The organism is Cytobacillus sp. GQ23 (assembly GCF_059758675.1).
In genome coordinates, this window is sequence record NZ_JCAXER010000027.1 from 35,632 (window position 1) to 58,256 (window position 22,625).

The 22,625-nt window shown below is 44.0% G+C and carries 21 protein-coding genes and 2 other annotated features; all 21 genes read right to left on the bottom strand.

Features of this window, described 5'->3' with window-relative positions:
• Positions 1–85 precede the first annotated feature (85 nt).
• The gene (rpoC, locus tag AC6CHU_RS20350) at positions 86–3,685 is read right to left on the bottom strand and encodes a DNA-directed RNA polymerase subunit beta' (RefSeq protein ID WP_498122664.1); all 3,600 of its coding nucleotides are present in this window, start codon (positions 3,683–3,685) and stop codon (positions 86–88) included.
• A gap of 129 nt (positions 3,686–3,814) precedes the next feature.
• Complete coding sequence (rpoB, locus tag AC6CHU_RS20355) at positions 3,815–7,369, bottom strand: DNA-directed RNA polymerase subunit beta (protein ID WP_159869693.1); 3,555 nt, start codon at positions 7,367–7,369, stop codon at positions 3,815–3,817.
• A gap of 374 nt (positions 7,370–7,743) precedes the next feature.
• The gene (locus AC6CHU_RS20360) at positions 7,744–8,346 is read right to left on the bottom strand and encodes a class I SAM-dependent methyltransferase (RefSeq protein WP_498122665.1); all 603 of its coding nucleotides are present in this window, start codon (positions 8,344–8,346) and stop codon (positions 7,744–7,746) included.
• A gap of 250 nt (positions 8,347–8,596) precedes the next feature.
• On the bottom strand, positions 8,597–8,962 hold the full coding sequence (gene rplL / locus AC6CHU_RS20365; RefSeq protein WP_035332312.1) for a 50S ribosomal protein L7/L12: 366 nt from the start codon (positions 8,960–8,962) through the stop codon (positions 8,597–8,599).
• A gap of 57 nt (positions 8,963–9,019) precedes the next feature.
• Positions 9,020–9,520 carry a 50S ribosomal protein L10 gene (gene rplJ / locus AC6CHU_RS20370; RefSeq protein ID WP_159869687.1) on the bottom strand — a complete coding sequence of 167 codons (501 nt, stop codon included), beginning with the start codon at positions 9,518–9,520 and terminating at the stop codon, positions 9,020–9,022.
• Positions 9,521–9,554: 34 nt separating this feature from the next.
• Positions 9,555–9,695: a sequence feature (ribosomal protein L10 leader region), on the bottom strand.
• 51 nt (positions 9,696–9,746) lie between these two features.
• Positions 9,747–10,490, bottom strand: a complete 744-nt coding sequence (gene rplA, locus AC6CHU_RS20375; protein ID WP_341070739.1) for a 50S ribosomal protein L1 — start codon at positions 10,488–10,490, stop codon at positions 9,747–9,749.
• Positions 10,491–10,723: 233 nt separating this feature from the next.
• The gene (rplK, locus tag AC6CHU_RS20380) at positions 10,724–11,149 is read right to left on the bottom strand and encodes a 50S ribosomal protein L11 (protein ID WP_009336545.1); all 426 of its coding nucleotides are present in this window, start codon (positions 11,147–11,149) and stop codon (positions 10,724–10,726) included.
• Between the two features lie 211 nt (positions 11,150–11,360).
• On the bottom strand, positions 11,361–11,894 hold the full coding sequence (gene nusG / locus AC6CHU_RS20385; RefSeq protein ID WP_159869681.1) for a transcription termination/antitermination protein NusG: 534 nt from the start codon (positions 11,892–11,894) through the stop codon (positions 11,361–11,363).
• Positions 11,895–12,026: 132 nt separating this feature from the next.
• Entirely contained in the window at positions 12,027–12,209 is a 183-nt protein-coding gene (secE, locus tag AC6CHU_RS20390) for a preprotein translocase subunit SecE (protein ID WP_048011528.1), read from the bottom strand.
• Positions 12,210–12,343: 134 nt separating this feature from the next.
• Positions 12,344–12,484, bottom strand: a complete 141-nt coding sequence (rpmG, locus tag AC6CHU_RS20395) for a 50S ribosomal protein L33 (protein WP_159869678.1) — start codon at positions 12,482–12,484, stop codon at positions 12,344–12,346.
• A 99-nt stretch (positions 12,485–12,583) separates the two neighbouring features.
• Positions 12,584–13,240: an RNA polymerase sporulation sigma factor SigH gene (sigH, locus tag AC6CHU_RS20400; protein WP_009336536.1), complete on the bottom strand. Its 657-nt coding sequence runs from the start codon at positions 13,238–13,240 to the stop codon at positions 12,584–12,586.
• A 70-nt stretch (positions 13,241–13,310) separates the two neighbouring features.
• Complete coding sequence (locus tag AC6CHU_RS20405; RefSeq protein WP_251284580.1) at positions 13,311–13,820, bottom strand: NYN domain-containing protein; 510 nt, start codon at positions 13,818–13,820, stop codon at positions 13,311–13,313.
• A gap of 2 nt (positions 13,821–13,822) precedes the next feature.
• Positions 13,823–14,566 carry a 23S rRNA (guanosine(2251)-2'-O)-methyltransferase RlmB gene (rlmB, locus tag AC6CHU_RS20410; RefSeq protein ID WP_159869672.1) on the bottom strand — a complete coding sequence of 248 codons (744 nt, stop codon included), beginning with the start codon at positions 14,564–14,566 and terminating at the stop codon, positions 13,823–13,825.
• Positions 14,563–14,988, bottom strand: coding sequence for a Mini-ribonuclease 3 (locus tag AC6CHU_RS20415; protein ID WP_251284581.1), 426 nt, complete (start codon positions 14,986–14,988; stop codon positions 14,563–14,565). The genes rlmB and AC6CHU_RS20415 overlap by 4 nt, the downstream gene beginning before the upstream one ends.
• 3 nt (positions 14,989–14,991) lie before the next feature.
• Positions 14,992–16,395: a cysteine--tRNA ligase gene (gene cysS, locus AC6CHU_RS20420; protein ID WP_159869666.1), complete on the bottom strand. Its 1,404-nt coding sequence runs from the start codon at positions 16,393–16,395 to the stop codon at positions 14,992–14,994.
• Positions 16,376–17,044 carry a serine O-acetyltransferase gene (gene cysE / locus AC6CHU_RS20425; protein WP_159869663.1) on the bottom strand — a complete coding sequence of 223 codons (669 nt, stop codon included), beginning with the start codon at positions 17,042–17,044 and terminating at the stop codon, positions 16,376–16,378. Before cysE ends, cysS begins: the two co-directional genes overlap by 20 nt.
• 103 nt (positions 17,045–17,147) lie before the next feature.
• Positions 17,148–17,376: a binding site (T-box leader), on the bottom strand.
• A 46-nt stretch (positions 17,377–17,422) separates the two neighbouring features.
• A complete protein-coding gene (gene gltX / locus AC6CHU_RS20430; protein WP_251284582.1) occupies positions 17,423–18,880 on the bottom strand; it encodes a glutamate--tRNA ligase in 1,458 nt (485 codons plus the stop codon).
• Positions 18,881–18,968: 88 nt separating this feature from the next.
• Positions 18,969–19,454: a 2-C-methyl-D-erythritol 2,4-cyclodiphosphate synthase gene (gene ispF / locus AC6CHU_RS20435; protein WP_159869657.1), complete on the bottom strand. Its 486-nt coding sequence runs from the start codon at positions 19,452–19,454 to the stop codon at positions 18,969–18,971.
• Between the two features lie 15 nt (positions 19,455–19,469).
• Positions 19,470–20,156, bottom strand: coding sequence for a 2-C-methyl-D-erythritol 4-phosphate cytidylyltransferase (ispD, locus tag AC6CHU_RS20440; RefSeq protein WP_251284583.1), 687 nt, complete (start codon positions 20,154–20,156; stop codon positions 19,470–19,472).
• An 85-nt stretch (positions 20,157–20,241) separates the two neighbouring features.
• Complete coding sequence (locus AC6CHU_RS20445; RefSeq protein ID WP_159869651.1) at positions 20,242–21,330, bottom strand: PIN/TRAM domain-containing protein; 1,089 nt, start codon at positions 21,328–21,330, stop codon at positions 20,242–20,244.
• A 219-nt stretch (positions 21,331–21,549) separates the two neighbouring features.
• Positions 21,550–22,623 carry a DNA integrity scanning diadenylate cyclase DisA gene (disA, locus tag AC6CHU_RS20450; RefSeq protein ID WP_159869648.1) on the bottom strand — a complete coding sequence of 358 codons (1,074 nt, stop codon included), beginning with the start codon at positions 22,621–22,623 and terminating at the stop codon, positions 21,550–21,552.
• Between the last annotated feature and the right edge of the window lie 2 nt (positions 22,624–22,625).

Here is a 22,625-nt window from a genome sequence, read left to right on the forward strand (position 1 = left end):
CAACAAGCAAAACGATTTTTATTTCTTTTATTCACTATAAAATGCGGTACTTGCTGTTAAATAAGCAAGCACCGCAATGATTACATTATTCTACAGTAACAGTATCTTCAGCAGCTTCCTCGTTTGTATAAGGCTCTGCTCTTCTGTACCGCTGCATTCCTGTTCCAGCAGGGACAAGCTTACCAATAATTACATTCTCTTTCAGGCCAAGAAGCTCATCGCGCTTGCCTTTAATCGCTGCATCGGTAAGAACTCTTGTTGTCTCCTGGAAGGATGCTGCTGATAAGAATGAATCTGTTTCAAGAGATGCTTTTGTGATTCCCAGCAGAACTGGACGTCCTGTTGCAGGCATTTTACCTGCAAGGAGGGCTTTTTCGTTGGCATCTGTAAATTGATGGATATCAAGCAGTGTACCTGGAAGCACATCTGTTTCTGCCGCATCAATTACACGCACTTTACGAAGCATCTGACGGACCATTACCTCGATGTGCTTATCGCCGATTTCAACACCCTGCATGCGGTATACCTTCTGAACTTCACGCAGCAAGTATTCTTGAACAGCTGTTACATCTTTTACTTTAATTAACTCTTTAGGGTCAATAGAACCTTCAGTTAGTTCCTGTCCACGTACTACCTGGTCGTTAACAGCTACTTTTAAGCGGGCTGTATAAGGTGCTGTGTAGGTCTTGGATTCGACTTCACCCTGAACTACAATCTCCTGCTGACGGTCGCGGCCTTCATTAATGCCGACTACAACACCATCGATCTCTGAAATAACTGCCTGACCTTTAGGATTACGCGCTTCGAATATTTCCTGGATACGCGGTAAACCTTGAGTGATATCGTCTCCTGCTACCCCACCGGTATGGAAAGTACGCATCGTTAACTGTGTACCTGGTTCACCGATGGACTGGGCAGCGATAATACCTACTGCTTCACCAACTTCAACCTCTTGGCCGGTAGCCAAGTTACGGCCGTAGCACTTCTTACATACACCATGGCGAGTGTTGCAAGTAAATGCAGAACGAATCCATACTTTTTCAATGCCGGCTGAAACAATTTCGACTGCAATATCTTCAGTGATTAAGCCATTTTCAGGCACAATCACTTCATTTGTCTCAGGATGCTTAATATTTCTTCTTGCATAACGGCCAACCAGACGCTCTTCAAGCGCTTCAATGACTTCAGTACCATCTTTAAGGGATGCGATAAGCAAGCCGCGGTCAGTTCCGCAATCGTCGTCACGGACAATGACATCCTGCGCAACATCAACAAGACGGCGAGTAAGGTAACCTGAGTCAGCTGTTTTAAGGGCTGTATCAGCAAGACCTTTACGCGCACCGTGTGTGGAAATGAAGTACTCGAGTACTGTTAATCCTTCACGGAAACTTGATTTGATCGGTAATTCAATGATACGTCCAGCCGGGTTGGCCATCAGTCCGCGCATACCGGCTAACTGAGTGAAGTTGGACGCGTTACCACGGGCACCAGAGTCACTCATCATGAAGATTGGGTTGGATTTATCCAATGACTTCATTAATTTTGCCTGGATATTATCTTTCGCTGCACTCCAGATTGAAATAACACGGTCATAACGCTCGTCTTCAGTAATAAGACCGCGTCTGAACTGTTTCAGCACATTATCAACCTTGCTCTGTGCTTCCTGGATAATTTCCTGCTTCTCCTTTAATACCACGATATCAGCAACACCAACTGTGATACCGGCTTTTGTGGAGTGCCTGAATCCAAGGTTTTTCATGCGGTCAAGCATTTTAGACGTTTCCGTAATTTTGAAGCGTTTAAAGACTTCCGCAATGATGTTTCCAAGGATTTTTTTCTTAAACGGATCTACCAGCGGCATTTCCTTGATAGCGGCAGCTACATCAGTAGCAGGCTCTACAAAATATTTCGCAGGAGTTTCAATCTCAAGGTTTTCTTTTGTAGGCTCGTTAATATAAGGGAATGTCTCAGGTAAAATCTCGTTAAAAATAAGCTTACCAACAGTGGTTAATAAAAGCTTTTTATTTTGTTCTTCAGTGAAAGTCTGATTATTTAAGGACCCGGCATGGACAGCTACTCTTGTATGCAAGTGCACATAACCGTTCTGATAAGCAAGCAGCGCTTCGCTTGTATCTTTAAAAATCATACCTTCCCCAACAGCGCCAGCTCTTTCAAGTGTCAGGTAGTAGTTACCTAATACCATATCCTGTGAAGGAGTAACAACTGGCTTACCGTCTTTTGGATTCAGGATGTTCTGTGCTGCAAGCATTAGCAAGCGGGCTTCTGCCTGTGCTTCAGCTGAAAGCGGCACGTGAACTGCCATTTGGTCACCGTCAAAGTCTGCGTTGTAAGCAGTACATACAAGCGGATGAAGACGAATAGCGCGTCCTTCCACTAATGTCGGTTCGAATGCCTGAATACCAAGTCTGTGAAGAGTTGGAGCACGGTTAAGCAATACAGGGTGCTCTTTAATCACACTTTCAAGAACATCCCAAACTTCCGGCTGCACTCTTTCAATTTTGCGTTTTGCAGATTTGATGTTGTGGGCTAAGCCCTTTTCCACCAATTCCTTCATAACGAATGGCTTGAATAATTCCAATGCCATTTCTTTTGGAAGTCCGCATTGGTACATTTTCAAGTTTGGTCCTACGACGATAACCGAACGTCCGGAATAGTCAACACGCTTACCAAGCAAGTTTTGACGGAAACGTCCTTGTTTCCCTTTTAGCATATGAGACAGGGATTTTAATGGACGGTTTCCTGGTCCAGTTACCGGTCTTCCGCGGCGGCCGTTATCAATTAGCGCATCTACAGCTTCCTGAAGCATACGCTTTTCGTTCTGAACGATAATGCTTGGGGCACCAAGGTCCAATAAACGCTTTAAACGGTTGTTGCGGTTGATTACACGGCGGTACAAATCATTCAGGTCAGAAGTGGCAAAACGTCCGCCATCGAGCTGTACCATCGGACGAAGCTCCGGAGGAATTACCGGAAGAACGTCTAGGATCATCCAGGACGGTTCATTTCCAGAACCGCGGAATGCTTCAAGAACTTCCAGGCGCTTGATTGCACGAGTGCGTCGCTGACCCTGGGCAGTTTTCAGTTCCTCTTTAAGGATATCTACTTCTTTGTTGAGGTCTATGTCAGAAAGAAGCTTTTTAATGGATTCAGCACCCATGGATGCCTGGAACTTGTTTCCGTACTTTTCACGGTATGCACGGTATTCCTTTTCAGAAAGCAGCTGCTTCTTTTCAAGAGCCGTATCACCAGGATCGGTTACAACATAAGAAGCAAAGTAAATAACTTCTTCCAGTGCACGCGGAGACATGTCCAGCACAAGACCCATACGGCTTGGGATGCCTTTGAAATACCAAATGTGGGATACAGGGGCTGCAAGTTCAATATGGCCCATTCTTTCACGGCGGACTTTCGCACGTGTGACTTCAACGCCGCATCGATCACAGACTACGCCTTTGTATCGAACACGCTTATACTTTCCACAGTGACATTCCCAGTCTTTTGTCGGTCCGAAAATGCGTTCGCAAAATAGACCGTCTTTTTCTGGTTTTAATGTACGATAGTTGATCGTTTCAGGCTTCTTAACTTCACCATGTGACCAAGAACGTATCTTATCCGGTGAAGCAAGACCTATTTTCATATACTCGAAATGGTTTACATCTAGCAAGGGGCCTACCTCCCTTTTGATCTCCGGGTTTTACCCTTATTGCTCAAACAGCAGCAAAGTGCCAATAATATCCCCAGCGGCATCCGCCATGCGAGGCGGAGCGCCCAGGGATTAGATATTTATATGAAATTATTCTTTCGTAACTGCTTGCTCTTCGTTTTGCGTTTCCGGAGCGATGGTCAATGATTCAGCCTGCTGAACTTCATCTTCATCTTCCAGGTCGCGCATTTCAATTTCTTCTTCATCGCCGGACAGGATCTTAACATCCATACCTAAACTTTGAAGTTCTTTGATCAGTACCTTGAATGATTCCGGAACTCCTGGTTCAGGAACATTCTCGCCTTTGACGATTGATTCGTATGTCTTAACACGTCCAACCACGTCATCTGACTTAACTGTTAAGATTTCCTGAAGTGTATAAGCAGCACCGTATGCTTCAAGTGCCCAAACCTCCATCTCACCGAAACGCTGTCCGCCGAATTGAGCTTTACCGCCCAATGGCTGCTGCGTAACAAGAGAGTAAGGTCCTGTTGAACGGGCATGCAGCTTATCGTCAACCATGTGCGCCAGTTTAATCATATACATGACACCGACAGATACACGGTTATCGAACGGCTCGCCTGAACGTCCATCATAAAGGACAGTCTTTGCATCACGCGCCATGCCTGCTTCTTCGATCGTTGACCAGACATCTTCCTCACGGGCACCATCGAATACAGGAGATGCTACATGGATGCCAAGAGCTCTGGCAGCCATACCAAGGTGAAGCTCAAGCACCTGTCCGATATTCATACGCGATGGAACCCCCAGAGGGTTTAACATGATGTCTACTGGAGTGCCATCCGGCAGGTAAGGCATATCTTCTTCCGGTAAAATACGGGAGATAACACCCTTGTTACCATGGCGTCCGGCCATCTTGTCACCTTCAGAGATTTTACGCTTCTGAACGATATATACACGTACAAGCTGGTTAACACCTGGAGGAAGCTCGTCTCCGTCTTCCCTGTTAAACACTTTAACATCCAGTACAATACCGCCCCCGCCATGTGGCACACGAAGGGATGTATCACGGACTTCACGTGCTTTTTCACCAAAGATTGCGTGCAGCAGTCTTTCTTCAGCAGTCAGTTCCGTTACCCCTTTAGGAGTTACTTTACCAACAAGAAGATCGCCATCTTTTACTTCCGCACCTGTGCGGATAATTCCGCGTTCGTCCAGGTTGCGCAGTGCATCTTCCCCAACGTTAGGGATATCTCTTGTGATTTCTTCAGGTCCAAGCTTTGTATCGCGTGATTCTGATTCATATTCTTCGATATGGATGGATGTATAAACATCATCTTTTACAAGGCGCTCACTCATGATGATCGCATCCTCGTAGTTATAACCATCCCATGTCATGAACGCTACAAGAACATTGCGTCCAAGAGCTAATTCACCAAGTTCCATGGAAGGACCGTCAGCAAGGATTTCTCCCTTTGTTACACGGTTGCCAACAGCGACGATAGGACGCTGGTTGTAGCATGTTCCCTGGTTGGAACGGATGAATTTAAGCATTCTGTATTTATCAAGATCGCCTTTAACTTCCTGGCCATCTACATTTTTAATACGGCGGACCCAAACTTCACGGGCTTCAACATGTTCAACAATTCCCTCATGCTTACAGATAACTGCAGCACCTGAGTCTTTTCCTGATACGTATTCCATACCCGTACCTACTCTTGGCGCTTCCGGCTGCATCAATGGCACAGCCTGACGCTGCATGTTCGCTCCCATCAGGGCACGGTTGGAGTCATCATTTTCAAGGAACGGGATACATGCTGTCGCAGCAGATACAACCTGTTTCGGCGATACATCCATGTAGTCAACACGGTCGCGTTTGACAACTGTGTTTTCCCCTTTGAAACGGGCAACTACTTCTTCGTCAAGGAATGAACCATCGTCACCAAGAAGTGCATTCGCCTGAGCCACTACATAGTTATCTTCTTCATCAGCTGTCAGATAATCAATGCGGGACGTAACTTTTCCGGTCTCAGGGTCAATTCGGCGATACGGTGTTTCGATAAAGCCGAAGCGGTTCACCTTCGCAAATGAAGATAAGGAGTTGATCAAACCGATGTTTGGTCCCTCCGGCGTTTCAATCGGACACATACGGCCATAGTGAGAGTAGTGAACGTCACGTACTTCGAATCCGGCACGTTCACGCGTCAGACCACCAGGTCCTAATGCAGAAAGACGGCGTTTATGTGTCAGTTCAGCAAGCGGATTTGTCTGGTCCATGAACTGGGACAATTGAGAGCTTCCGAAGAACTCTTTAATTGACGCAATAACAGGACGGATATTAATCAGCTGCTGAGGTGTAATCGTATTTGTATCCTGGATGGACATTCTTTCGCGCACCACACGCTCCATACGGGATAAACCGATGCGGAACTGGTTCTGCAATAATTCTCCGACTGAACGAAGACGTCTGTTTCCAAGATGGTCAATATCATCTGTATCTCCCACAGAGTGCAGAAGGTTAAAGAAATAGCTGATTGATGCAATGATGTCAGAAGGTGAAATGTTTTTCACAGCTTCTTCCACATACGCATTGCCGATAACATTAATGACCTTTTCGCCATCTTCATTAGGCGCATATATCTTAATAGACTGAAGCAATACTTCATCATCTACTACTCCGCCTAACAGGCTTACCGTTTTAAAGCCGATATCCTTCTCAAGGTTAGGAATAATGCGGTCTAATGTACGGCGGTCAAGTGTAACGCCTTTTTCCGCAATGATTTCGCCAGTTTCTGGATCCACAAGCGTTTCAGCCAGTTTTTGGCCAAACAGGCGGTTTTTAATATGAAGCTTCTTATTGATCTTGTAGCGTCCAACATTCGCAAGGTCATAACGCTTTGGATCAAAGAATCTTGAGACAAGCAAGCTTTTCGCATTTTCGACCGTTGGCGGCTCGCCTGGACGAAGACGCTCATAAATTTCAAGGAGCGCTTTCTCTGTGCTCTCAGTATTATCTTTTTCAAGCGTGTTGCGAATGTACTCGTTGTCTCCAATCAAATCGATGATCTCTTGATCAGAGCCGAACCCAAGTGCACGCAAAAGAACCGTAACGGGCAGTTTCCGAGTACGATCTATTCTGACGTATACGACGTCTTTGGCATCTGTTTCATACTCAAGCCATGCGCCGCGGTTCGGGATTACGGTTGCTGTAAAGCCTTTTTTCCCGTTTTTATCAAGCTTTCCACTGAAGTATACGCTCGGAGAACGCACTAACTGGGATACAATGACACGTTCCGCTCCATTAATAACGAACGTACCTGTCTCTGTCATAAGCGGGAAGTCACCCATAAAGACATCCTGGTCTTTAACTTCGCCTGTTTCTTTGTTTACAAGACGCACTTTCACACGTAAAGGTGCAGAATATGTAACATCTCGTTCTTTCGATTCCTCAACGGAATATTTTGGTTCGCCAAGGCTGTAATCAATAAATTCAAGCGACAAATTACCAGTAAAGTCTTCAATCGGAGAAATATCATGGAACATTTCTCGTAAACCCTCATCAAGAAACCATTGATAAGAAGAGGTTTGGATTTCGATTAGATTTGGTAATTCTAAAACTTCACTGATTCGTGCGTAACTTCTACGTTGGCGGTGTCGTCCATACTGAACTAGTTGACCTGTCAACTGATTCACCCCTCAAATCAAGCGTTATTGTTGCTAATAGCAATTTATATCATCCCATAAGAAAAGCGATGAGCGCCTGCCTATCGGCGCAGGTTTTAGTACCCGGAACCGATGGCGCACGAAGCCGGCCAGCAAACTGGCCCAGAAGCCGGGCTTTCCCCCATTCAAGCACAGGGATATAAGCCAAACCTCCATTCTTATAAGACAAAAAGAAAAAGGGTTTTCACTTCAAAAACCACATTTTCACAATACGACTATTATTTTGTTAGCTTTCCCATTAAAACCAAATTTATACAACTATTAGATAAATTTAGTTATAAATAGAAATATAATATGTTGGCATTTTACAATACTATCATAGCAAAAAAGTCAAGTCAATCTTTTTTTGCTCTTAAAATAAAATAGCCTTTTTTCTTTTCTACTGTCTCCACTTCACCGAATAACTCTGTCAGCTTATCGATTGCAGAAGGCGCACCCTGTTTTTTCTGGATGACAACCCACAGCTCTCCGCCCGATAATAGAGCCTCAAAGCTTTGTTCAAAAATATCATGCACTATCTTTTTCCCGGCGCGGATCGGCGGGTTTGTCAGAATAGCTGAAAACTTATTGCCTTTTGTATTTTCGAGGCGGTCACTTTCATAGATTTGGACATTTTTTATGTCATTTAATTCAGCATTTTCCTTTGCAAGTCCAAGCGCCCTCTCATTTACATCCACCATATGAACAGTCCGTTCCGGCATCAGCTTCGCCGCTGTCAATCCGATTGGCCCATATCCGCAGCCGACATCGAGAATGTTCCCATCCACTTCCGGCTGTTCAAATGTCTCGATTAATAGTTTAGATCCAAAATCCACTTCACCCTTTGAAAAAACACCGTTGTCTGTTTTAAAGCGGAATGGGAATTCCTTTAGAGTATAGGTCCAAGATTTAGGGCTGCTATCAACTTGCTGTGTTTTGGAATAGTAGTGTTCAGACATGAAATCACCTCCAGGAGTATATATAAGAAGATTAAAGGAGAATCAACAATTAAGTGGTTTCGAAGGAATTATATAGGATTGGCCCTTAAAAAGCAAAAAGTTAAAACAAATGCTCAAGCCCTTCGTCCATGACGGACTCAGACTATGATGGTTATATTCCCCAGCCTGTACGCAAAGTTAAACCTTCCGCAATTTTATAATTGCCCAAAACAAAAAGCCCGCTTAAACAGCGGACTTTTCATAAAGGCTATTACTTAACTTCAACGCCAGCTCCAACTTCTTCAAGCTTAGCTTTAACTTCTTCAGCTTCTTCTTTAGAAACGCCTTCTTTAAGAGCTTTAGGAGTGTTGTCAACAAGTTCTTTCGCTTCTTTAAGTCCAAGACCTGTGATTTCACGTACCACTTTGATAACTTTGATTTTTTGGTCGCCTGCAGAAGCAAGAACAACGTCAAATTCAGTTTTCTCTTCAGCAGCGCCACCAGCAGCAGCTCCGCCCATCATTGCTACAGGAGCAGCAGCAGTTACACCAAATTCTTCTTCAATAGCTTTTACTAGGTCGTTTAGTTCTAAAACAGTCATGGATTTAACTGCTTCAATGATTTGTTCTTTAGTCATGATTATGTTTCCTCCTTATTTTTGGTTTGAATCTATTAGTTTAACGCTAAAATCAACTTACGCGCCTTGTTCTTCTTTTTGATCTGCAACAGCTTTTGCAGCAAGAGCAAGATTGCGGATAGGTGCTTGAAGTACGCTGAGTAGCATAGAAAGCAAGCCTTCGCGTGATGGTAGTTCAGCAAGAGCTTTAACTTCTTCTACTGAAGCGATAGTTCCTTCGATTACACCTGCTTTAATTTCAAGTGCTTCATGCTTTTTCGCGAAATCATTAAGGATTTTCGCTGGAGCAACTACATCTTCTGTGCTGAACGCGATTGCGTTAGGTCCAGTTAAAGCTTCGTTTAAACCGGAAAGTTCAGCAGCTTCAGCAGCACGGCGAGTCATTGAATTCTTGTATACTTTGAATTCTACGCCAGCTTCACGAAGTTGTTTACGAAGTTCAGTAACCTCAGCAACAGTAAGACCACGGTAGTCAACAACAACTGTTGATAAACTTGTTTTAAGCTTATCAGCAATTTCGTCTACGATTTGTTTCTTTTGTTCGATAACGCTGCTCATCCTTACACCTCCTGTAGAATTTTCTACATTCATACCGTCCAATAAAAAACCTCCACGACTTTGCAGACATGGAGGAAGTATACAATAGCAAGAAAAAGCAATTTCTATCGTAATACCTCGGCAGGAAATTAAGCGGTTAAGCACCTGCTGTCTACGGCACAAATGTTATTATATTTTTAACAACAAAATACATATTACAGCATGTATTTTAGAATGTCAATTGTTATTATTTTACTGCAACAGATGAAGGATCTACTTTAACGCCAGGTCCCATTGTAGAAGTAACAGAAACGTTCTTCATGTAAGTTCCTTTAGCAGCAGCAGGCTTAACTTTCATCATTGTGTCGAAAATAGTGTTGAAGTTTTCAACAAGCTTTTCGTCTTCGAAAGATACTTTACCGATTGGCACGTGGATGTTACCAGCTTTGTCAACACGGTATTCAACTTTACCTGCTTTGATTTCGTTAACTGCTTTTTGAACGTCAAAAGTAACTGTGCCAGTCTTAGGGTTTGGCATTAAGCCTTTAGGTCCTAATACGCGGCCAAGTTTACCAACTTCACCCATCATGTCAGGTGTAGCAACGATTACATCAAAGTCGAACCAGCCTTGGCTGATTTTGTTGATGTATTCAGCATCGCCTACGAAATCTGCGCCAGCAGCTTCTGCTTCTTTCGCTTTTTCACCCTTAGCGAAAACAAGAACGCGCTGAGTTTTACCAGTTCCGTTCGGAAGAACTACTGCTCCACGGATTTGCTGGTCAGCTTTCTTAGGGTCAACTCCAAGACGGAATGCTACCTCAACAGTTGCATCAAATTTTGCAAAATTAGTTTTCTTCGCAAGTTCAATTGCCTCAGCAATCGGGTAAGCTTTTGAAGAATCAACAAGCTTCGCAGCTTCTGCGTACTTCTTACCTTTTTTAGCCATTTTTATTTCCTCCTTGATTGTGGTTTTAGCGGAATAACCTCCCACGCTTAAAAGCGGAGGCGCCTTGGTCAGCCCCGACAATCATAAGACAAGCCACACTGAAAGGTGTTCTTTACCTTTCCGGGCGGATTGGCTTATGACCTCGAGGGGCTAGGCGCCGCAGCTCAATACGAAAAGCGGAGGCGCCTATTAAGGCGCCTGCGCTTGACAGAACAAAGGTTGCGAGTGAACCAAATTCAACGTCGCAACCTCATCCCTAAATCTGCTTCATACATGGATTAGTCTTCGATAACGATACCCATGCTGCGTGCAGTACCTTCAACCATACGCATTGCAGCTTCTACGCTTGCAGCGTTTAGATCAGGCATCTTTGTTTCAGCAATCTCGCGTACCTTGTCACGCTTGACTGTTGCTACTTTATTACGGTTTGGTTCACCAGAACCAGACTCGATTCCAGCCGCTTTCTTAAGAAGAACTGCAGCAGGAGGAGTTTTCGTAATAAATGTAAATGAACGGTCTTCAAAAACCGTGATTTCAACAGGAATGATTAAGCCAGCTTGTTCAGCTGTGCGAGCGTTAAATTCCTTACAGAATCCCATGATGTTAACACCTGCTTGACCTAGTGCCGGTCCTACCGGTGGTGCAGGGTTCGCTTTACCTGCAGGGATTTGCAGCTTTACAAGTTTGATTACTTTTTTAGCCACGAGACACACCTCCTTAAAGTCCGTGATGTGGTAATAGGGAAAGTTCCCTCCCACTCAACTTATAGTCTTTATATTAAGATAAAGAACTTTTAACTACTGTCCAGTCTCTTTGTCCGAGACATACTGACCTTTGAAATATTATCACTTTTCAAAGCCAATTTCAAGTTTTTTTACAAAGATATATAAAAGTACTTTCACAGAAGGCTGTTTCTTACAGTTTTTCAATCTGTGTAAAATCAAGTTCAACCGGAGTGTCACGGCCAAACATATTCACAAGCACTTTAATCTTCGCCTTATCTTTATCAATATCTTCAATGGAGCCCGTGAAGTTCGCAAACGGACCTTCTTTCACCTTAACGGTTTCGCCGATCTCAAAGTTGATATCAAAGCGGGCTTCTTCAACACCCATATGCTTAAGGATATGAGTAACCTCCTCAGGCAATAGCGGAGTCGGCTTTGAGCCTGAACCTGCCGAACCGACGAATCCGGTTACACCCGGAGTATTTCTTACTACATACCAGGAATCATCTGTCATAACGATTTCCACAAGTACATAACCAGGGAAGACCTTGCGCTTCACGACTTTTTTCTTGCCGTTCTTCAATTCTGTTTCTTCTTCTTCAGGCACTACCACCCGGAAGATCTTATCTTGCATACCCATTGATTCAACACGTTTCTCCAGGTTGGCTTTTACTTTATTTTCATAGCCGGAGTACGTATGAACAACATACCAATTCTTTTCCATTCACGAGGACTTGTTCGTCCTTCCCTCCCTGTATTCAACAATTTATAATTTTTCTCCAAATTAAAAAACCCGTTTCCGGGCTTTGCAAATGTTTCCTGTGTTATTCTCCATTATACCATGGAAACTCAGGGGTTATTCAAGAATTATACGAATCAATTCAGAAATTCCCAGGTCAATCACTGCAAAAAACAGAGCGAAGAACGTAACTGTAGCAAGAACGGTAACAGTATAGCTTGTCAGCTCTTTGCGTTTTGGCCAGCTGACCTTTCTCATTTCCCGGCCAACTTCACGGAAAAAATTCACGATGCGCTGCATTTCGTAACCCCCAACTTTCAAAAGATATATCCTTTAACAAGAAGCGAAAGCGGCTTCAAATCAGACCAGTCTTCCAATCTGTATAAAACCCTCAGCTTCAGTCTATTAAAAGAACAAACTTCTTATCTATATAATCACTTTGTTTCTTTATGGATCGTATGAGCGCTGCATTTGCTGCAGAATTTCTTCAATTCCAGCCTAGCAGCATCATTTTTACCCGCTGTGGAATAATTCCTGGATCCACATGCAGAGCAAGCTAAAACTACTTTTTTCATATTTCCACCTACTAAGTCACATTACGCCCTTAAAACTTTAACACGCACCCCAAAACATGTCAATAACTGCAAAAAAAGCAAGGTGTTGGGAAATTATGTCTACAGGGAAAATTCACGCACTTCCAGATATCTTTCCAGCTTTCTTTTCACCCGCTGAAGAGCATTGTCAATCGATTTAACATGGCGGTTCAATTCTTCAGAAATTTCCTGATAGGACTGCCCGTCCAAATAAAGAGCAAGCACCTTGCGTTCAAGGTCACTCAAAAGCTCAGACATTTTCACTTCAATATGATCAAATTCTTCCTGGTTAATAATCAGCTCTTCAGGGTCCATAACCTTCGCCCCGGAGATTACATCCATAAGTGTTCTGTCCGATTCCTCATCATAAATGGGCTTGTCCAAAGACACATATGAGTTCAGCGGAATATGCTTTTGGCGGGTCGCCGTCTTAATGGCGGTAATAATTTGCCTGGTAATGCACAGCTCGGCAAACGCTTTAAATGAAGACAGCTTGTCCTCTTTAAAGTCGCGGATCGCCTTATACAAGCCGATCATTCCCTCTTGTACAATATCTTCTTTATCTGCGCCAATCAAAAAATAGGATCTTGCTTTTGCCCGGACAAAGTTGCGGTACTTATGAATCAAGTAATCCAGCGCCTCACTCTCGCCCTTATGAACGAGCTCTACTATTTCTTCGTCCTCAAGCTGGATAAAGTCTATAAGATTTTCGTCGATTGTCTTGAAGTCAGCACTCACTAGGATCCCCCCGACCGTACAAGCATGGTTAGAAACATTATACAGCACGGTTTTTTCAAGCGTCAACCGCTCATTGGTCCCCTCTGCGCCATTTTTCAAAAATTTCTGCCACTTCATCACTGAGAGGTATCTTGGAGACTGGCTTTTTCTCCTGAATTTTTTTTACTTTTTTTTCGATGCTGTTTTCAATCAAATTCATTTCATTCAGCAGCTCCCTCGCTGATTTTCTTAACGCCCCCTGGCCAAAAATGACCCATTGCTCAGTAAAATCGGAGGTAGCCACATGAATTTGATTTTTAATATTGCTCAGATCGATAGCCAATTTTTCAATGCGTTCATCGGCTGTTTCATTATTCCGCGTGAAAATAACCTCGACCTTTGAATTCTTAAACTTTTTTTCCGTGCCCTTTACATAATGGGCATCAAACACGACAATCACTCTGTACCCGGAATACCCCTGGTACTCGGCCATTTTTTCAATCAGGCGGTCTCTGGCTGAGGATAAATCCTTGTTTTTGAGGTCCCTGAGTTCTGGCCAAGCACCAATTATGTTGTATCCGTCAACAAGAAGGATGTCCATTTTTATCCCTCTAGCGGGTGACGTTTCCGATAAACCTCATACATGAGCAGCGCGGCCGCAACTGATGCATTAAGAGAAGTAACATGTCCAGCCATCGGCAGGTTAATGAGAAAATCGCATTTATCGCGAATCAGGCGGCCCATCCCTTTACCTTCACTGCCAATTACAAGACCTAAAGGCATTGCTCCATCTATCTGACGGTAATCCTGTTTTCCTTTTGCATCCGTGCCGGCGATCCATACGCCTCTTTCTTTTAATTCATCAATTGTTCTGGCCATATTGGTCACACGGACAACGGGAATATATTCGATCGCTCCTGTTGATGCCTTAGCTACCGTCGCTGTCAGCCCGACCGCTCTTCTCTTCGGAATAATGATCCCATGTGCACCGACAGCGTCAGCCGTTCTCATGATGGATCCCAAATTGTGAGGATCTTCAATTTCATCCAGCAGCAGGAAAAATGGTGCTTCATTTTTCTTTTCTGCAGCAGCAAACAGGTCGTCGATTTCAGCGTATTGATAGGCAGCAACCTGTGCGATGACACCTTGATGATTCCCCTCTGCCATCCCATCTATTTTTTTCTTGGGTACAAACTGGACAAGAACCCCGGCAGACTTCGCCAACCCGATTACCTGCTGCATCTGCCCGCTTTGCGATCCTTCTGCAATAAAGATCTTATTAATGTCCCTCTCTGACTTTAATGCTTCAATGACGGGATTTTTCCCAATGATAAAATCCTGGCTCATTTTACCGCTCCTCCTTTCTTTTTCTCAACTAACTCTATGGATTCCAAAATCAGCTCTTCCATCCGCTCCTGCCTTTTCGCTAAAAACAGGTAGCCGATCAGCGATTCAAAGGCTGTGCTGTATCTGTATGTTTGGACATCTGTATTTTTCGGCACCGAACCGGATTTGGCATTCCGCCCCCTCCGGACTACTGCCAGTTCTTCTTCTGTCAGCCGTTCAGAGTCCATTAATTCATGAATGATCAGGGACTGGGCTTTTGCAGAAACATACCGGGTCGCCTCCTTATGGAGAAAATGAGGCCGAACCCGTCCGTTTTGCAGGAGATGGTGGCGTATATAGGTCTCAAATACCGCATCCCCCATATACGCCAGGGCGAGACTATTCAATTGTTTTTCATCTACTTTGTTATCATAGGGAAGCATTGCTTAGCCTCTTTTCCATCTGATTCCCTGCGGTGTATCTTCAAGGATAATATTCATTTCTTTCAGCTGATCGCGGATTTTGTCTGCCAGTTCGAAATTGCGCTCTTTTCTGGCCTGCTGCCTTTGCTCAATCAGCTGTTCGATTTCCTCATCCAGAAGGTCTGCATGTGCCTCTTCAAGTGAAAGTCCCAAGACATCAAACAGCGTTTCAAATTCTTTCGTAAAAGCATCGATCACTTCAACCGACGTGTTTTTCTCCATCAGATAATAATTCGCCAGCTTAGACAGCTCGAACAAGATTGATACGGCATTCGCAGTGTTAAAATCATCATCCATATCCCGAATGAACTGCTCATGAAGAACTGTAATTTTATCCAGCCACTCCTGATTATTATCGGTCAGATTCACACTTGCTTCTTTGCGGTGCAGCAAATTATGATAAGACGTTTTTATGCGATCAAGCCCTGTCCGAGTATTCTCCAGAAGCTCATCACTGTAGTTGATCGGATGTCTGTAATGAACCGACAGCATGAAAAATCTTAAAACCTGCGGGTCATGCTTTTGGATAATGTCATGGACCAGGACGAAGTTCCCCAGTGATTTGGACATTTTTTCGTTGTCGATATTAATATAGCCGTTATGCATCCAGTAGCGGGCAAAGGCTTTCCCTGTCAGTGCTTCCGACTGGGCGATCTCATTTTCATGATGCGGGAAGGCCAGATCCTGTCCGCCGGCATGGATATCAATCATCTCCCCAAGGTATTTCTTCGCCATCGCCGAGCATTCGATATGCCAGCCTGGTCTTCCTTGCCCCCAAGGGCTCTCCCATGCGATTTCCCCTTCCTTCGCTGCTTTCCAGAGAACAAAGTCAAGGGAATCCTGTTTCTTCTCGCCGACTGCAATGCGGGCGCCGACGCGCAATTCATCAATAGACTGATGGGAAAGCTTGCCGTACTCCTCAAATTTCCGGGTGTGGTAATAGACATCTCCCTCTGATTCATACGCATAGCCTTTCTCAATCAAGGTCTGGATAAATTCAATAATGATATCGATGCTTTCAGTTACTCTCGGGTGGACATCAGCCTTTCTGCAGCCGAGCGCAGAGACGTCCTCGAAATAGGCATTGATGAACCGTTCTGCCACAGACGGAACATCTGTTCCTAATTCATTAGCCACGCGGATCAGCTTATCATCCACATCCGTAAAATTGGAGACATACTGCACATCGAAGCCGCGGAACTCAAGATATCTTCTTACGGTATCAAACACAATGGGCGGGCGGGCATTCCCTATATGGATATAGTTATATACGGTTGGACCGCACACATACATTTTCACTTTTCCCTCTTCTAAGGGAATAAAATCTTCTTTTTGACGAGTAAGTGTATTATAGATTTGAATGGCCATGAACCTGGCTCCTTTCTTTCCTCAATGTTTCGACTTCCGTTTTTAATTCCCGCAGCTCCGCCTCCAGTTCCTTAAAGCGGTCTGAAATCGGATCGGGAAGGTCCCTGTGATTCAGGTCCTTGCCCACTTTCACGCCATCGCGGATTTTCACTCTGCCCGGAATGCCGACGACAGTGGAGTTCGGCGGAACCTCATGAAGAACAACAGAGCCTGCACCCACCTTAGAATTCTCCCCAATAGTAATAGAGCCCAATACCTTCGCACCGGTTGCAATCAGTGCGTTGTCCTTAATAGTAGGATGGCGCTTGCCTTTTTCCTTCCCGGTTCCTCCAAGTGTCACACCCTGGAAAACCGTTACGTTATCACCGATTTCACATGTTTCCCCGATGACAACCCCCATGCCATGGTCGATAAAAAAGCGTCTGCCGATCTTTGCTCCCGGATGAATTTCAATTCCTGTGAAAAAGCGGCTGATCTGGGAAACCACTCTTGCAAGAAAATAAAACTTCCGCTTAAAAAGTGCGTGGGCAATACGGTGTGACCAGACAGCATGCAACCCTGAGTAGGTTAATATTACCTCCAAATAACTTCTTGCTGCCGGATCCTGTTCAAATACCACTTCGATATCTTCCTTCATTCTTGCAAACATGGTTCAATTCCCCCTCCTGACGTCGTTCTCTCTTTTATAAATATTTTTCTCATATACTATTTTTGCAGGTTTTACATATAAAAAAGCGCCCCTGCCACAATAGGACAGAGACGCTTTATGCGCGGTTCCACTCTGTTTAGGCTTAGAATAGCCTCAACTTTGACTTGTTAACGGAAGGTTCCGCTCAACTCTACTTGGAAGCAGGAGGCTCCGTTCGAATTGAGGCTCAGAGGCGCACTTCAGAATAAAGAGAGGCTTAAACCACTTTCAGCCGGTGATGGTTCTCTCTAAAAAGCTTCTTTTTTCTTACTTTTCCTCTTCAACACTTTTCAATATAGAATAATTTACTTAATACTATATTACATTTTCTCCAAGATGTTAACCAATAATGCTCATTAATCGAGTTTTTACTTTTTCTTTTCCTAAAAGCTCGATGGCCTGCGGCAGATCCGGTCCATGGGTTTGGCCAGTCGTCGCGGAACGGATTGGCATAAAGAGCTTTTTGCCCTTGTGGCCAGTTGATTTCTGCACAGCCTTCATAGCCGCTTTAATTTCATCTGCTTTGAATTCTGCAAGTGCATCAATTTCCTGCAGGAATGCAGACAGCACTTCAGGAACCTGCTCTTCAGCCAGAACTTCCTTCGCTTCTTCATCAACGGTTATTTCCTCTGTAAAGAACAGTTCTGACAGCTCGACAATCTGAGCACCAAAGCTCATTTTTTCCTGGTAAAGAGAGATTAGGCTGTTAACCCACTCTTCGTTTTCCTGCTTCCAGTTTTCACTGATCTTACCTGCCTTCACCAGATGAGGAGCTGAAATGGACACCAACCGCTCCTGATCCAGCTTTTTCATATACTGATTATTCATCCACTCAAGCTTTTGCTTATCGAAAAGAGCCGGTGATTTTGAAAGGCGGTTTTCATCAAAAATATCAATAAACTCTTCTTTGGAGAAAATTTCTTCCTCGCCTGCAGGAGACCAGCCAAGAAGAGCAATAAAGTTAAAGAGTGCTTCCGGCAAGTAGCCGAGCTCTTCATATTGTTCAATGAACTGAATAATCGTCTCGTCGCGCTTGCTCAGTTTTTTGCGGCTTTCATTGACAATCAGGGTCATATGGCCAAACACTGGAAGGTCCCAGCCCAATGCTTCATAAATCATCTGCTGCTTAGGCGTATTGGAAATATGGTCATCCCCGCGCAGGACATGAGAAATTTCCATCAGGTGGTCATCCACTGCTACCGCAAAATTATAGGTAGGAGTGCCATCCTTTTTGACAATGACATAATCGCCGAAGCCATCGGATTCGAAAGACACTTCACCTTTTACCATGTCATTGAATTTTAGCTCCCTGCCTTTTGGCACTAAGAAGCGGATGCTCGGCTTTCTGCCTTCCGCTTCTAGAACAGCTCTTTCTTCCTCTGTCAGATGGCGGCATTTTCCGGAGTAAGCAGGAGTTTCGCCTTTTTCCGATTGAGCTTCACGCTCTGCTTCCAGCTCCTCTTCCGTACAATAGCATTTATAGGCATGCCCTTTTTCAAGCAATTCTGTGTAGTAGGTTTTATAAATATGATTTCTTTCAGATTGGCGGTATGGGCCGTATTCACCTTCCCTGTCGATGCTTTCGTCCCAATCCATGCCAAGCCATTTTAAATAATGAAGCTGGCTTTCCTCGCCGCCTTCAATATTCCGTTTCTTATCTGTATCCTCAATGCGGATGATGAATTTCCCGCCTTTGCTTCTTGCAAACAAATAGTTAAAAAGCGCCGTTCTCGCATTTCCGATATGTAAATGCCCAGTTGGACTTGGAGCGTAACGGACGCGGATATCGTTTGACATACAACTGCCTCCTTAAAAATCTCTGAATCTGTTGAGTTTATTTGTAAGCTATATTTTAACACTCAGTTTTTTCTTCTGAAAGGTAATTTTAACTGTTCTCTATCTTTTTCAGCAAAACAGCTGCCTGGGAGGCAATGCCCTCTCCCCGCCCTGTAAAGCCAAGTTTTTCTGTAGTCGTTGCTTTCACATTGATATTTTCTTTTTCGGTTTCCAGAAGCCCTGCAATGCGCTCCTGCATCTTCCCGATATGAGGAGCCATCTTTGGCTTCTGGGCAATGATGGTGCAGTCTGCATTGACCAATTCATATCCTTTTTCTTTAACGATTCCCCACACATGTGCCAGCAGCTTCGCAGAATCAGCATCCTTGAATTCAGGATCTGTATCAGGAAAATGCCTCCCAATGTCTCCTTCTCCAATGGCGCCAAGGCAGGCATCTGCCACTGTATGCAATAGAACATCAGCATCTGAATGTCCTAAGAGGCCTTTCTCATATGGTATCTCAATACCCCCGATAATCAGCGGGCGTCCTTCAGCAAACTGATGAACATCAAAACCTTGTCCAATCCGAAACATGATCACAATCCCCTTTTACATATGACTTCTTTTCTTAATAATTGCTTCCGCAAAATAAATATCTTCCGGCGTAGTCAGCTTAATATTATCGTAACTTCCCTCGACAATCATCACTTCTTTGCCTAACCGCTCCACGAGGCTCGCATCATCTGTTCCTAAAAAGCCGTCTTCCTCGGCCTTGCGGTGCGCCTCAAGCAGAGAAGAAACACGAAAGGCCTGTGGAGTTTGAACAGCCCACAGGCAGGAACGTTCAAGTGTTTCTGTAATTAAATGCCCATCTGCTTTTTTTACGGTATCCTTGAGCGGCACTGCCAGTACAGCAGCCCCCTCTTCCCGGGCTGCTTTCACCAGCGGCTGCAGTAAATCCCGGGTTATAAAAGGGCGTGCAGCGTCATGAACCAGCACAATTTCCTCACATGGAGCCGCTTTGGCTGCATTATATACGCTTTGCTGCCTTTCCTTCCCTCCTTCAACCATAGCAGCCACTTTCGTAATCTGATGCTGCTTTAAGAGGGTGCGCATTTCTTCCTCATCCTGAGGGTTAATGGCCAATACCATGCCCGCACACTTCGGGTCACCCTCAAAAACTCTTAACGTATGTATAAACACAGGGACATTCCCAATTTCCAGAAGAAGCTTATTCTTTCCGGCTCCCATTCGTTTCCCCTGCCCGGCAGCCGGGAGAATCACTTGATAATTCATATTTTTGGCTCCTCTTTTAAAAAAGCAGGCAAAAAGGCAGGGAAATCAATCTCCCTGCACGTTCTGTCCTACTTTCCATCATACATTATAAAGCTTTTTCCAGAAGCTTAGGTTTTGCAAAAATCATTCTTCCGGCTGATGTCTGCAGAACACTTGTGACAAGAACATCAATATGTTTGCCAATGTAATTTCTGCCTTCTTCCACCACGATCATCGTGCCATCGTCCAGATAAGCAATCCCCTGGTTCTGTTCCTTGCCGTCTTTTATTACCTGTACTTTCATTTCTTCACCTGGGAGCACAACCGGTTTGACAGCATTAGCCAGGTCATTAATATTAAGGACTGCCACTTTTTGCAGCTCACAAACCTTGTTCAAGTTAAAATCATTGGTCACCACGACGCCATTCGTTAACTTAGCCAGCTTCACCAGCTTGCTGTCCACTTCTTGGATTTCTTCAAAATCGCCTTCATAAATTTCCACATTAATTGAAAGCTCTTTTTGAATCCGGTTTAATATATCCAGCCCGCGTCTGCCGCGGTTTCGCTTTAATACATCTGATGAATCAGCAATATGCTGAAGTTCTTCGAGCACAAACTGCGGAATGACAATCGTTCCTTCCAAAAAGCCCGTCTGGCAAATATCCGCAATGCGTCCATCGATGATCACGCTTGTATCAAGAATCTTGAGTGATTCTTTAGGTGCGGCTTCAGTCTCCACCTCTTCTTCGCTGCTCTTCTTTTTCTTGCTTGCAAATAAACTTAAAAGCTCATCCCGCTTTTTAAAGCCAACCTGAAACCCCAGATAGCCGAATATCAGCGTCAGCACTATAGGCGCAACCGTATTCAGTATTGGCACCTCAATCGCATTTAAGGCGTATCCGATTAAAAAGGCAATAACTAATCCAAAAACCAGGCCGACACTTCCAAAAATAATATCTGTTATAGGTACTTTTACCAGTGATTCTTCTGCCCATCTCACGAAATTGACGACATGATCAACCGCCCAAAAAGTTAAAAGATAAAAAATAATAGCACCTAAAATGGCGGACACGTATGGATTGTTTAAAAGAGGAATGTCATCTAAACTGATTAATTTTAATAAGTCAGGAATTAAAAAGATTCCAAGCGTTACCCCGATAATAAGGAAGCATGCCTGTACAATACGTTTTAACATTCCCTCACCTCCTTTTAATCATTATAAACAAATTCACAAAATTGAAACCCAGAATCCCAGGTAATTTCAATTTTGTCCCTTGAAAATTATTTCACAATAGTAAAATACCTGTATAAATTATTAATTTCACCCAATTTAAGGGTAGCACCATTGGTAATAAACTGTCAAATAATTAACTTATCATTTTAGCATAACCATTTACATAGGTCAATGGTCTCTTCATAGCTGGCGATCTGCAAAAACCTGCTCTTTTATGAGCTTAAGTCCCTCTTTAATTTTTCTTGCCCGCACTTCCCCGATTCCTTCCACCTCATCGAGCTCCTCTACAGTTGCCGTGATGATATTCGGGAATTCTTCAAACCGGTTAATCAGATTATCAATAATAATTGGCGGCAGGCGCGGAACTTTATTCAGCATGCGGTAGCCGCGGGGGCATTTGAATTCTTCCGTATGAATATACCCGTTGTAGCCCAGAAGCTTTAGAATGACAGAGTCTTCGAGCATTTCCCCTTTTGAAAGCACCTGAAGTTTGACAAGCGCCTCCTTGGAGTCAATCTCTCTTGATTGGGCATAGTCTTTAATAATCCATTCTGCTTCCCGTTCAAGCTCCATCAAGAGCTCATTCATCTGGAGCCGGATCAGCCTTCCTTCGGTGCCCAGTTCACTTAAATAGGTGAGCAGCTCATTTTTAATGCGCAGAACCATTTCGATATTATGAAAAACATGAAGAATGTCACTGTACGTAACAAGCTCCTCAAATTCCAAAATGCTGAGATTGCCGATGCTCTGTTCAAGAACGACCTTATATTTTTCAAGCGTCTGCACGGCTACATTCGCCTTTGTTAAAATAACGCCAATATCCCTCAGTGCATAGCGTGAATTTCCTTTATAAAGTGTAATGACATTGCGTCTCTGGGAAATGGCAATCACTAATGAGCCTGTTTGCCGGGCAACCCGCTCCGCCGTCCGATGCCGCATACCCGTTTCCGTAGAAGGCACACCAGGATCAGGAGCCAGCTGGGCATTCGCAATAAGTATCTTGTTTCCTTCTTCATTTAAAATAATGGCCCCATCCATCTTAGCCAGCTCATATAAATAACTGGGCGAAAATGGACAATTAATTTGGAAACCTCCATCAACCAGATTGCTCAGCTTTTCCTTTGAGCCCAATACAATCAGCCCGCCTGTATTTGCGCGCAGAACATTATCTATCCCTTCCCTGATAGGCGTACCAGGAGCCATGAAACGAAGGATTTCACTCATTGTTTTTTCGCCCATTTTTTTAGTCTCCATGT